Raw genomic sequence first — 12,253 nt, forward strand, 5'->3', positions numbered from 1 at the left:
GGCGGGGGGGGGGGGGTGTGGGGGGGGGCCGGCGGGGGGGGGGGGGGGGGGGGGGCGCGGGCCGCGGGGGGGGGGGGGGGGGGGGGGGGGGGGGGGGGGGGGGGGGTCGGTGCCGGCCTCGGGGAGGGCCTCCCCCAGTGCCTCCCGCACCCGGGCGGTGACCGCGTCCGGTCCGCCGGCCGGGATCGGCCCGCCGCGTGCGTGGGCGCCTTCGCGCAGGGCGTCGAGGACGGTGTCCAGGAGGGGGCGCAGGGCGTCGGGGCCGGTCTCGCCTCCGGCAAGGGGTGGGGGTGAGGCACGCATGGGCACGAGCCTGTCGGGGGTTCTGGGGGTTTGTCCCTTGGGCGGGATCATGTAACCCGAACGAGGGACAGGGCCTGGACAAGGCCCCGTCCCTCGTGGTGGGCGTCGGGTGCGGGCCGGTGGGTGGGGTGTGCCCGCCTTCCCCCGCTCCTCACCGGGAGAAGCGGGGGCCGCCCCGCGGCCAGGCTACGAAGCCCGGACCTTCAATGCCCGGCGGAGGTCGTCGAGTTGGTCGACGAGCTTGCGGTGGAGGGCCGGGGTCAGGGCTTCGTCCGTCAGGTGGTGGTCGCCCAGGGCCAGGGACTCCGCGTCGATCGCGAAGGACGGGAAGGCGTAGCGGCCCGCCGCCTCGGCCATCGCGGGGCCGCGGCGGGCGCCGAGGGCGGTGGCGGCCGGGTAGAAGCGGGGTACGTACTCCCGTACGAGATCGGCCTGTTCGGGCTGCCAGAAGCCCTGGGCCGTCGCCGTGAAGAGGTAGTTGGACAGGTCGTCCGAGTCGAAGAGGCGGGACCAGGCGGCCGCCTTCGTCTCCGGGTCCGGCAGGGCGGCGCGACAGCGGGCAGCGCCCTCCTGGCCGGTGGCGCTGGGGTCGCGGGCCAGCTCCGTGTCGATCGCGGCCTCGTCGATCGCGCCGAGGACCGAAAGCCGGGCGAGGACGCGCCAGCGCAGCTCCGGGTCGATCTCGGGGCCGCCGGGGACGGTTCCGTCGGCGAGCCAGGCGGCGATGGTGTCGGGCTGGGTCGCGGAGCTGATGAACGTACGGACGGCCGTGAGGCGCAGTCCGGGGTTGTCGCCGTCCTCGGTGCGGCGGATGAGGTCGCGGGCGAGGCCGCTGAGCAGGGCCAGCGCGGCGGGGCGCTCCTCGGCGGAGATGTACCGGTCGGCGATCTGGGTGCGGGCGAAGGCGAGGACGCCCTGCACGATGGCGAGGTCGCTCTCCTCGGGGAGGTGGGCGAGGGCCGTCTCCAGGTAGGCGGAGGGCTCCAGTTCACCGTCGCGGACCATGTCGCGCAGGCCGTTCCAGACGAGCGCGCGCGTGAGGGCTTCGGGGATGCCGGAGAGGGTGCGCAGGGCGGTCTCCAGCGAGGTCGCGTCCAGGCGCACCTTGGCGTAGGTGAGGTCGCCGTCGTTGAGGACGACGAGCGCGGGGCGCGGGCCGGGGAGTTCGAGGGGCGCGGTCTGCGGGACGTCCACCTCGACGCGTTCGCGCGGGACGAGCCGCTTGGCGTCGACGAGGTCGCGGTCGTAGACGCCGACGGTGATGCGGTGCGGGCGGCTGCCGTCGCGGCGCACGGTGAGGGTGGTGCGGGTCTCGTCGCCGCCGAGTTCGGGGGTGAGGGTGTCGACGCCGGTGGTGCGCAGCCACTGCTCGGCCCAGCCGTGGACGTCGCGGTCGGTGGCGGAGGCGAGGTTGTCGATGAAGTCGGCGAGGGTGGCGTTGCCGAACTTGTGGCGCTTGAAGTGGGTGTTGATGCCGGTGAGGAAGTCCTTCTCCCCCATCCAGGCGACGAGCTGGCGCAGCGCGGAGGCGCCCTTGGCGTAGGAGATGCCGTCGAAGTTGAGGAGCGCGGAGGCGGTGTCGGGGACGGCGTCCGGGTCGGGGGCGACGGGGTGGGTGGAGGGGCGCTGGTCGGCGTCGTAGCCCCAGGCCTTGCGCTCGATGCCGAAGTCGATCCAGGTGTCGGGGAAGCGCTCGGAGCATGCCTCGTTGACGGTCTGGTATCCCATGTACTCGGCGAAGGACTCGTTCAGCCAGATGTCGTCCCACCAGCGCAGGGTGACCAGGTCGCCGAACCACATGTGGGCCATCTCGTGGGAGATGACCATGGCGCGGGTCTGGCGCTCGGTGACGGTGACGGCGGAGCGGTAGACGAACTCGTCGCGGAAGGTGACGAGGCCGGGGTTCTCCATGGCGCCGGCGTTGAACTCGGGGACGAAGGCCTGGTCGTAGGAGTCGAAGGGGTAGGGCTCCTCGAACTTCTCGTGGAAGCGGTCGAAGCACGCCTTGGTGATGTCGAGGATCTCGTCGGCGTCGGCGTCGAGGTAAGGGGCGAGGGAGCGGCGGCAGTGGATGCCGAAGGGCAGACCGGCGTGTTCGGTGCGGACGGAGTGCCAGGGGCCGGCGGCGACGCAGACGAAGTACGTGGAGAGCAGCGGGGTGGTCGCGGCCTTCCAGCGGCCGTCGGCCTGCTGCTCGGTGATGCCGTTGGCGAGGACGGTCCAGCCCTCGGGGGCCTTGACGCTCACGTCGAAGACGGCCTTGAGGTCGGGCTGGTCGAAGGCGGCGAAGACGCGCTGGACGTCCTCCATGAAGAGCTGGGTGTAGACGTACGACTCGCCGTCGGTGGGGTCCGTGAAGCGGTGCATTCCCTCGCCGGTGCGGGAGTACCGCATCCGCGCCTCGATGCGCAGCTCGTGCTCCCCGGCGGCGAGGCCGGCGAGCGGCAGCCGGTTCTCGACGAGCGTGGCGGGGTCGAGGGGGGTCCCGTCCAGCGTGGCGGAGCGGAGGGTGACGGGCTTCAGCTCGACGAAGGTGTCCCCGGCGGTGCGGGTGGTGAACCGGATGAGGGTGGTCGATTCGAAGGTCTCGTCGCCGGTGGTGAGGTCGAGGTCGACCGTGTAGTGCTGGACGTCGAGGAGCTGGGCACGGGTCTGCGCTTCGTCGCGCGTCAGTACGGACATGGGCCCATGCTGCCCGATGGGGTGGCGGCGGGGCACGGGGGTTCCGCTGACAGCTCAGCGGACCGCGGGGTTCCGCGGACGCCTCGGCGGACACGGGCGGGAGCGTCCGGACGGGACCGACGAGCCTCCCGGCGGGACCAGTGAGGTTCCGGACGGGACCAACGAGCCTCCCGGCGGGACCGGTGAGCATCCGGACGGGACCGACGAGCCTCCCGGCGGGGCCGGTGAGGTTCCGGACGGGCCGCCGAGTCTCCGGACACCCCTACGCGAGGCCGGTGCCGTTCATGTGGGCGAAGGCCGCCGTGATGCCGGGGCGGTCGTAGCCCGCGGGGCCCTTGGCTCCGGAGGAGAGCAGGGCGTGCAGCAGGAGGCGGGCCTTGGCCGGGTCGAGGGGGCCGGCGGGGACGAGACCGCGGTGCAGGAGGTCGTACTCGGAGCCGGGGCCGCGGTAGGTGCGGGAGAGGGTGGCGCCGGCGCCCGTGCGGGAGGCGAGGACGACGGGGATGCGGCCGGCGAGCTCGGCCAGGGGCTCGACGAGCCAGGTGGGGACGTGGCCGGCGCCGAAGGCGGCCACGACGAGGCCGTCGAAGCGGGAGTCGACGGCCTCCAGGAGCTCTCCGCGGTCGCCGACGGTGAGGGTGATCAGGGCGACCCGTACCGCAGGGTCGAGGCTCAGGGGGTGGATCGCACTGGTGCCGGTGGGGCGCAGCAGGATGCGCGGCTCGCCCTCGACGACCGCGCCGAGCGGGCCGGCGCCCGGGGAGGCGAACGTGCCGACGGACGTGGTGTGGGTCTTGCGGACGAGGCGGGCGGCGTGGATCTCGTCGGCGAGGACGACGAGGACGCCGAGGTTCCGGCAGCCGGGGTCGGCGGCGACGGCGAGTGCGGCGGCCAGGTTGGCCGGGCCGTCGGCGCCGGGCAGGTCGGGGCGGCGCATCGCGCCGGTGACCACGATCGGTTCGCCGGTGACGCAGAGCAGGTCGAGGAGGAAGGCGGTCTCCTCCAGGGTGTCGGTGCCCTGGACCACGACGACGCCGGAGCCGGCCGCGACGGCCTCCCGTACCTCGTGCGCGAGCGCGACGAGGTCCTCGAAGGAGAGGGAGGAGCTGGGCAGCCGGCGGACGTCGCGGAGCTCCACCTCGACGTCGGCGGCGCCGAGTCCGGCAAGGACCTCCGCGCCGGTCATGCGCGAGGCGTCGCCGCCGCGCGCGGAGATCGTCCCGCCGAGGGTGAAGACCGTGACGCGGCTCACCGGCCCGCTCCGTTCATCAGCGCGCTCCGTCCGCGATCGTCTCGTGGTGGCGGATGACCTCCGCGATGATGAAGTTCAGCAGCTTCTCCGCGAACGCCGGGTCCAGTTTCGCGCTCTCGGCCAGTTCGCGCAGCCGGGCGATCTGGCTGGCCTCGCGGGCCGGGTCGGCGGGCGGCAGCTGGTGCTTCGCCTTGAGGACGCCCACCTGCTGCGTGCATTTGAAGCGCTCGGCGAGCATGTGGACGACCGCCGCGTCGATGTTGTCGATGCTGTCGCGCAGCCGGGTCAGTTCCGCCGTGACGGACTCGTCGATCTCACTCATGAGCAGCGAGCTTAGACGGATCGGGTGGCGATCGTCGGAGGGTGTTCGGGATCCGGGATCTGGTTGCTCCAGCCGCCCGGGACGGTGCGCCCCTGCTGTTCCCGGAATCGGATGGGGGCGGTGCCGACCCTTCGGGTGAAGAGCCGGGAGAAGTACGCCGGGTCGTCGTAGCCGACGCGGCGGGCGACGGCGGCGACGGGCAGTTCGGTGGCGGCGAGGAGTTCCTTGGCGCGTCCGAGCCGTATGGAGAGCAGATAGTCCTTGGGGCTGCAGCCGGCGGTGCGCCGTACGGCGGTGCGCAGCTCGGCGGGGGTCATGCCGTGCCGGGCGGCGTGTTCGGCGACGGACAGCGGCTGGAAGGCGTCGCGGGCGAGGGCGGTGAGGACGGGGTCGCCGTCGGCGTTGGTGTCGGCGCGGGCGCGGCGCAGGGCGACGAGGAGCTCGTGGACGGCTGCTCCGGTCTCGACCTCCAGGAGGGGGTTTCCGCGGCGGGCCGCCCGTGCGATGCGGCCGATGGCGGCGCGCGGCCCGGCGGCGTCGGAGAGGGGGACGACGGGCCGGTCCGGCTCGATGTAGCCGAGCTCGGTGTAGGTGGTGGTGGCCGGGCCGCCGAAGTCGACGAAGGACTCGTCCCAGCCGGTCTCCGGGTCGGCGGCGTAGTGGTGCGGTACGCCGGGGGTGAGCCAGATCAGGGCGGGCGCGGTGATGGTGGTCCGCCGGCCGTCCGGGCCCCGGTACCAGCCGCTGCCGGCGCTGACGACGACGGCCACGTGGTGGTCGAGCGTGCGGGGGCCGACGGTGGGCAGGGCGCCGTGCTGGAGTCCGACGCCGAGGCAGACGAGCCCGAGGCGGTGGTGGATCGGGCTGGGTGTGAAGTAGCGCATCCAGGTGTGGTACATCCGCCGTGCCTGCCTTTCTTCCGTCCAAACAGCGACGATCTTTGTCCATGGACCCGTCCGCCGCCAGAGGGTGAGGGTGAGGCCATGAGCACGTTCGCTGTGGGTGACGAGGACTTTCTTCTGGACGGGCGGCCGGTGCGGCTGCTGTCGGGGGCATTGCACTACTTCCGGGTGCACGAGGACCAGTGGGGCCATCGTCTGGGGATGCTCCGTGCGATGGGTCTCAATTCTGTGGAGACGTACGTTCCGTGGAATCTGTACGAGTCGGAGCCCGGCCGCTACGGGGACGTGGCCGCGCTGGGGCGCTTCCTGGACGCGGTGGCGGCGGCCGGGATGTGGGCGATCGTGCGGCCGGGGCCGTACATCTGCGCCGAGTGGGAGAACGGCGGGCTGCCGCACTGGCTGACGGGGAGCCTGGGGCGGCGGGTGCGGACGGACGACGCGGAGTTCCTGGCCCATGTGGAGCGGTGGTTCCGGACGCTGCTGCCGCAGGTCGTGGAGCGGCAGATCGACCGCGGCGGCCCGGTGATCATGGTCCAGGTGGAGAACGAGTACGGGAGTTACGGCTCCGACCAGGGGTATCTGCGCAAGGTCGCGGACCTGTTGGCGGACTGCGGGGTGGAGGTGCCGCTGTTCACGTCGGACGGGCCCGAGGACCACATGCTGACGGGTGGTTCGGTGCCCGGGAACCTGGCGACGGCGAACTTCGGCTCGGAGGCCCGGGAGGCGTTCGCGGCGCTGCGGCGGCACCAGCCGTCGGGGCCGCTGATGTGCATGGAGTTCTGGTGCGGCTGGTTCGACCACTGGGGCACGGAGCACTCCGTACGGGACGCGGCGGACGCGGCGGCGACGCTGCGGGAGATCCTGGAGTGCGGGGCGTCGGTGAACGTCTACATGGCGCACGGCGGCACGAACTTCGCCGGCTGGGCGGGGGCGAACCGGGCCGGTGAGCTGCACGAGGGCGAACTGCGGCCGACGGTGACCTCGTACGACTACGACGCTCCGATCGACGAGGCGGGGTTGCCGACGGAGAAGTTCTGGCTCTTCCGCGAGGTGCTGGCGGAGTTCTCGGACGGCCCGCTGCCGGAGGTGCCGGAGCCGCCGCGCCGCATCGCGGCACCGGCGGAGGCGGCCTCGGCGGAGTGGGCGCCGCTCGCGGAGGTCCTGGAGGCGCTCGGCGACGAGGAGACGCGGACGCCGCTGCCGCCGACCTTCGAGGAGCTGGGCGTGGACCGGGGTCTGGTGCGCTACCGGCTGGAGATCCCCGGGCCGCGTCAGCCGTACCCGCTCTCCGTGACCGGGCTGCGGGACCGCGCGGTGGTGTACGTGGACGGGGTGCGGGCCGGGGTGCTGGCCTCGGAGGACGCGGTCCTCGCGGAGCCGGTGGCGGGGCCCGCGGTGGTGGAGCTGTGGGTGGAGTCGCTGGGCCGGGTCAACTACGGGCCGCGGCAGGCGGAGCCGAAGGGGATCACGGGCGGGGTCCGGCACGAGCGGCAGTACGTCCACGGCGTACGGGCCCGGGGGCTGCGTCTCGACGCGTTCGAGGCGGGGGCGGTGGCGAAGGTGCCGTTCCGGCCGGTGGCCGGGGAGGCCGGGCCGGGGCTCCACCGGGCGGTGGTGGACGTGGCCGGGCCGGGTGACGCGGCGCTGTCGCTGCCCGGCGGCACGCGCGGCTTCGTCTGGGTGAACGGCTTCTGCCTGGGCCGGTACTGGTCCGCGGGTCCGCAGGAGTCGCTGTTCGTGCCGGGCCCGGTGCTGCGGGAGGGCACCAACGAGGTGTGGGTGCTCGAACTGGAGGGCGGGGCGGGGAGCGTCCGGCTCGCATGAGGGACGAGCGTGTACGGGGGCGGTGGCACCGTCCCCGTACACGCTCGGGTTCACGGGGCGGCGGCTCCGCACCCGTACTCGCTCAGGGTCGCGCTAGAGGCTCGCGGCCGCGGACTTGATCTGGGCGGCGAAGGTCGAGACCTCGGTGTACACGCCGGGGTAGTTCGGGCGGGCGCAGCCCTGGCCCCAGCTGACGATGCCGACCTGGATCCAGGCACCGGCGTTGTCGCGGCGGAACATCGGGCCGCCGGAGTCACCCTGGCAGGTGTCGACACCGCCCTGGGCGAAGCCGGCGCAGATCTCCTCGGCGGGGACGAGGTCGCTGCCGTAGGACGCCTTGCAGGACGCGTCCGAGACGAACGGGACGGTCGCCTTCAGCAGGTAGCGCTGCTGGCCCCCGCCCTCACGGGCGGCGCCCCAGCCGGCCACCGTGAAGGTGCCGCTGTTGTACGCGGTGGTCTCGGCGATCTTCAGGGTGGGCAGCGAGGTGATCGGGGTGGCGAGCTTGATCAGCGCCCAGTCCTTGCCCTTGCCGTTGTAGCCGGGGGCCTGGAGGACCTTGGTGGACCGGACCTTGATGGCGCTGCTGCTCTGGAGGTCCACGACTCCGGCGGTGGCGGTGATGCTGGTGTTGTTGCCGGAGCCGCTCACACAGTGGGCCGCGGTGAGGACGACCTGCGGGGTGATCAGCGAGCCGCCACAGCCCATGGAGAGCCGGACCATCCAGGGGAACTCTCCCTGGGCGGCACGGGTTCCGCCGACGACCGGGGCGGGCGCGGCGGAGGAGGTGGAGGGCTGGAGGCTGACGGCGGCGAGTACGACGGCGCCGACCGCGGCGATTCTCTGAAGGGCGCGGACGAACCTGTTCTTCTTCAAGTGTCTGCCTTTCATGGGGGGTTGAGCCTTGATGGCATGTGCCCGTCAAGGCTTGGTCCGGATTATGGACAAGGGCTCGCCGGGGCCACAAGGACACGTTTTCGGCCAGCGGACGGTGCCGCGTCGCGCCCGTACAGTGAAGGGAAAGGGGGTGCGATGTGCCGAACGGCAACGAAGTCGTCCATGGGTTCCCGCACCTCGACGCGGTCCGGGCCTCGATCACCACGCTGTACCGCAGGCTGTCCGCGGACGGGGTCCGGCGGTACGCGACGAGCGTGCCCGCGGCCGACGTGGCCTTCGGCGACGAGGAGGACCTCCACCTCGGGGCGCAGCGGGTGGCAAGGGCCCTGGTCCACCACCTGGAGCTGCCCGAGGCACGGATGATCGTGAGCTTCCGCGAGATGCCGCATGCGGCGAGCGTGGAACTGGCCGCGGGACCCGAGTACTTCGTCGAGCTGAACGACCGCTTCCGGCAGCACCGCAGGGACGTGGGAGCCGCACTGGCCCACGAGATCACCCATGTACTCCTGCACCGCCTCGACCTCGGGTTCCCCGACACCCGGAAGAACGAGATCCTCACGGATGTGGTGACTACGTATCTGGGGGCCGGATGGCTGCTCCTGGACGCGTTCCGGGAGGACGGGGTGTCCAGCCAGAAGCTGGGGTACCTGACGCCGGAGGAGTTCGGGTACGTCCTGGCGAAGCGGGCGGAGGTGTTCGGGGAGGACCCGTCGCCGTGGTTCACCAGCCCGCGCGCGTACGAGGCGTGGAACCGGGGACGGGAGGAGGCGGCGCGGGACGACCGCCGGCCCCCGCTGGCGGCGGCGGGATGGGCGGCGCGCCACCGCTATGCGAAGGACCGCCGCTACGGCCGGGCGCCCGCGGACGCTCCGTACGCCTTCGAGGGGACGGGAGCCTCGGCCCGGGTCGCCTTCCCGTGCCCGGTGTGCCGGCAGCGCCTGCGGGTCCCGACGGGCCGCAGGGTCAAGGCGAGGTGCGGGGTGTGCGGTTCGGTCCTGGAGTGCGCGACGTGAAGGCCCCGGCCGTGACCCATCGGACACGCCTAATCGTTTGCGCCATCCGTGTCCGGCGGGTGAAGGTCGACGGATGAGCACGCTCTTCGACGCGATTCACGAGGGGGACGACGCCGTCGTGCGCGCCCTCCGGGCCGGAATGTCTCCCGAGGCCGACGACGAGGGCGAGACCCCGCTGTACCGGGCGGCCGTGGCGAACGAGGCCGGGATCGTACGGCTTCTGCTGGCGGCGGGCGCCGATCCCGCGCGGGGCAGCGGCGAGGAGGCGGGGGACCTGCCGCTGTGCGGGGCGGCCTGCGGCGGACACGCCGAGGTGGTGCGGGCCCTGCTGGCCGGCGGGGCGCGGGCGGACCAGGCGGAGGCGTTCGGATTCACCGCCCTGGACTGGGCCGTGCGGCTCGGGCACGTGGAGACGGCGCGGATCCTCCTGGAGCACGGCGCCGACCCTGGCCGGCCGGGCCCCGACGGGCTTCCGCCGCTGGTCGCGGCGGCGCGGCGCGGTTCGACCGAGAGCGTACGGGCCCTGCTGGAGCGCGGTGCCGGGCCCGTCGAGGACGCCTTGCGGGAGGCGCGGCGCTGGATCGGTGTCGACATCGCGGAGGAGTTGCGGCGCGGGCTGCTCGAAACGAGCGGAGGCGACGGGACCGGCGAGACCGTGGTGCGCCGCCTGCACGAGGACGGCGGGGTGACCGTCGTCGTGGACCTGCTGCGTCCGAACGGCGCCCCGGGCAGCGGCAACGAGCAGCAGACCGGCCACGCGGCGATCGCCACGCTCCTGGAGCGCGCGCTGGGGATCCGCACGCCCTACGAGGAGCTCGCCGGGCGGGCGCTGCGGTGCGGGGACCCGGACCTCGACGACTGGACCGAGACGGTCCGCGCCCTGGCCGACCGCGGCGACGAGGACACCTTCGCGGCGGCCGTCGCCTGGTGCGCGAGTGAGGAGCCCCTGCGGCGGGCCCTGGGCGCGCGCGTCCTGGGCGGCCTCGACGGCTTCACGGCGCGGGCGATGCCGGTGCTGCGCCACCTGGCCGCGGAGACGGCGAGGGATGCGGCCAGGGAGCCCGCGCTCTCCGTGGTCGTCGCGCTCGGGCAGTACGGGGACCCGGTGGCGGTGCCCGAGATGACGGCGTTCGCCTCGCACCCCGACATCGAGGTGCGGCGGGCCCTCGGGTGCGCGCTCACCGGGCCCGTATCCGCCGGGGACGCGGCGGCGGTGGAGCGGCTGGTCGCCCTGAGCCGCGATCACGACCACGGGGTGCGGGACTGGGCGACCCTCGCGCTCGCGGAGGTGCCCGAGGACACGCCCGTACTGCGGGAGGCGCTCGCGGCCCGGCTGGAGGACGACGATCCGGACGTCGTGGCGGAGGCGGCGCGCGGGCTGGCGATCCGACAGGATCCGCGCGCCGTCGAGGCGTTGGTCCGGATCCTGTCGGAAGGGAGCCCGGGAGGGACCGCCCGCGACACCGCCCTCGCCGCCGTCGAGTACATCGAGGACCCCAGGGTCAGGACCCGCCTGGAGTGGACGAGCCCACGCTGCCGCTGATCACGGCAGCAGGGGCGGGCGGGCCGAACACCCCGATCCGCCGGGGAATGGCAGGGCGGGCTTCTCCCCGCGTTCACCGACGGGACACCGCGGCCCCCCGTAATGCAGGAGTTGTATGGACAACAGTTGTTCATACATCTTGGCCTCGCTCCCCTTCCCCCATGGAGTACGCGTGACCTCCGCTGCCCGCGCCGCCGCCCTCGTCGGCGCCCTCGGCCTCACCGCCCTCACCCTCACCGCCTGCGGCGCCGCCCCGACGAAGGACGCCGCGGGCGCCGACGGGAAGAGCCTCGCCACCGCGACCTCCGCCACCGACGCCGGTGGCATGGACGCCCTGGTCGCCGCCGCGAAGAAGGAGGGCACGCTCAACGCGATCGCCATCCCCCGCGACTGGGCCAACTACGGCGCCATCATCGACGGCTTCACCGCGAAGTACGGCATCAAGGTGAACGTCGAGAACCCCGACGGCTCCAGCCAGGACGAGATCAACGCGGTCAAGTCCCGCAAGGGCCAGGACCGCGCGCCCGATGTGCTCGACCTCGGCGCCTCCTTCGCCCAGGCAGCCGGCGAGCAGGGGCTGACCGCGCCGTACAAGGTCGCCGCCTTCGACAAGATCCCCGGGACGCAGCGCGACGCGCAGGGCCGCTGGTTCAACGACTACGGCGGCTACGTCTCCATCGGCTGCGACGCCAAGCGGGTCAAGGTCTGCCCGCAGACCTTCGCCGATCTGCTCAAGCCCGAGTACAAGGGCCAGGTCGCCCTCAACGGCAACCCCACCAAGTCGGGCTCGGCCTTCGGCGGCGTGTACGCGGCGGCACTGGCCAACGGCGGTTCGTTCGACGACATCCAGCCGGGCATCGACTTCTTCGGCAAGCTGAAGAAGAACGGCAACTACAACCCGGTCGAGTCGACCCCTGCCACGGTCGAGAAGGGCGAGACGCCCATCTCCATCGACTGGGACTACCTGAACGCCGGTTACGCCGAGCAGTTCGCCGCCAAGGACATCGACTGGAAGGTCGCCGTCCCCACCGACGGCGTCTACGCCCAGTTCTACTCGCAGGCGATCAACAAGGACGCCCCGCACCCGGCGGCCGCCCGCCTGTGGCAGGAGTACCTCTACAGCGCCGAGGGCCAGAACCTCTGGCTGAAGGGCTACGCCCGGCCCGTGCTGATGCCGGCCATGGAGGCCGACGGCACGATCGACAGTGCGGCCGCCGCGGCGCTGCCGAAGGTCGCCGGCACCCCGAAGTTCCCCACCGAGCAGCAGACGTCCAAGGCCAAGGAGACCCTGTCGCAGGGCTGGGCCGCAGCCGTCTCCGGGTGACCCGTCGATGACCTCGCACTCCTCCACCGCCCCGTCCGGGGCCGCCCGCGCGCCGGGCGCGCGGGGGGGCCCCGCGGGGGCCCGGGGTAGGTGGCGGGCGCCAGGGGTGGTTTTCGGGCGCGCCCGCGGCCGGGGGCGGGCCGGCGGGACCCCGGGGACGCCTCCGCCTGGGACATCGACGCCCCCGGCTC

Annotated in this window: 9 protein-coding genes and 1 pseudogene (1 of these 10 running past the window's edge); 4 read left to right on the forward strand and 6 right to left on the reverse strand. The window is 73.3% G+C overall.

The genetic code is table 11. The annotated features are described in order from the left end of the window. The 5 genes and pseudogenes from ACFVZW_RS17770 to ACFVZW_RS17790 form a co-directional block, all read right to left on the reverse strand. A pseudogene (locus tag ACFVZW_RS17770) lies at positions 1–299 on the reverse strand (pyridoxal phosphate-dependent decarboxylase family protein); its annotated part reaches 1,273 nt to the left of the window's first position; the annotation flags it as partial. 190 nt (positions 300–489) lie between these two features. Beyond that, on the reverse strand, positions 490–2,985 hold the full coding sequence (gene pepN / locus ACFVZW_RS17775; protein WP_384522211.1) for an aminopeptidase N: 2,496 nt from the start codon (positions 2,983–2,985) through the stop codon (positions 490–492). Between the two features lie 262 nt (positions 2,986–3,247). Then, positions 3,248–4,237: an asparaginase gene (locus ACFVZW_RS17780; RefSeq protein WP_384522213.1), complete on the reverse strand. Its 990-nt coding sequence runs from the start codon at positions 4,235–4,237 to the stop codon at positions 3,248–3,250. 16 nt (positions 4,238–4,253) lie between these two features. Beyond that, positions 4,254–4,559, reverse strand: a complete 306-nt coding sequence (locus ACFVZW_RS17785; protein ID WP_384522215.1) for a chorismate mutase — start codon at positions 4,557–4,559, stop codon at positions 4,254–4,256. An 11-nt stretch (positions 4,560–4,570) separates the two neighbouring features. Next, positions 4,571–5,458: an AraC family transcriptional regulator gene (locus ACFVZW_RS17790; RefSeq protein WP_384522217.1), complete on the reverse strand. Its 888-nt coding sequence runs from the start codon at positions 5,456–5,458 to the stop codon at positions 4,571–4,573. 84 nt (positions 5,459–5,542) lie between these two features. Between ACFVZW_RS17790 and ACFVZW_RS17795 the strand changes: the two genes are divergently transcribed. Further along, positions 5,543–7,285, forward strand: coding sequence for a beta-galactosidase family protein (locus ACFVZW_RS17795; RefSeq protein WP_384522219.1), 1,743 nt, complete (start codon positions 5,543–5,545; stop codon positions 7,283–7,285). A gap of 93 nt (positions 7,286–7,378) precedes the next feature. On the opposite strand, the gene ACFVZW_RS17800 is transcribed toward ACFVZW_RS17795, so the two are convergent. Then, positions 7,379–8,176, reverse strand: a complete 798-nt coding sequence (locus ACFVZW_RS17800; RefSeq protein ID WP_384522221.1) for a S1 family peptidase — start codon at positions 8,174–8,176, stop codon at positions 7,379–7,381. Positions 8,177–8,319: 143 nt separating this feature from the next. On the opposite strand from ACFVZW_RS17800, the gene ACFVZW_RS17805 reads away from it, so the two are divergent. From ACFVZW_RS17805 to ACFVZW_RS17815, 3 genes are all read left to right on the forward strand, one after another. After that, positions 8,320–9,195 carry a hypothetical protein gene (locus ACFVZW_RS17805; RefSeq protein WP_384522223.1) on the forward strand — a complete coding sequence of 292 codons (876 nt, stop codon included), beginning with the start codon at positions 8,320–8,322 and terminating at the stop codon, positions 9,193–9,195. Positions 9,196–9,268: 73 nt separating this feature from the next. Then, entirely contained in the window at positions 9,269–10,738 is a 1,470-nt protein-coding gene (locus tag ACFVZW_RS17810; protein ID WP_384522225.1) for an ankyrin repeat domain-containing protein, read from the forward strand. 172 nt (positions 10,739–10,910) lie between these two features. Then, a complete protein-coding gene (locus ACFVZW_RS17815) occupies positions 10,911–12,062 on the forward strand; it encodes an ABC transporter substrate-binding protein (protein ID WP_384522227.1) in 1,152 nt (383 codons plus the stop codon). Positions 12,063–12,253: the final 191 nt, after the last annotated feature.

Source organism: Streptomyces sp. NPDC059567 (genome assembly GCF_042735655.1).
Classification (GTDB): Bacteria; Actinomycetota; Actinomycetes; order Streptomycetales; family Streptomycetaceae; genus Streptomyces.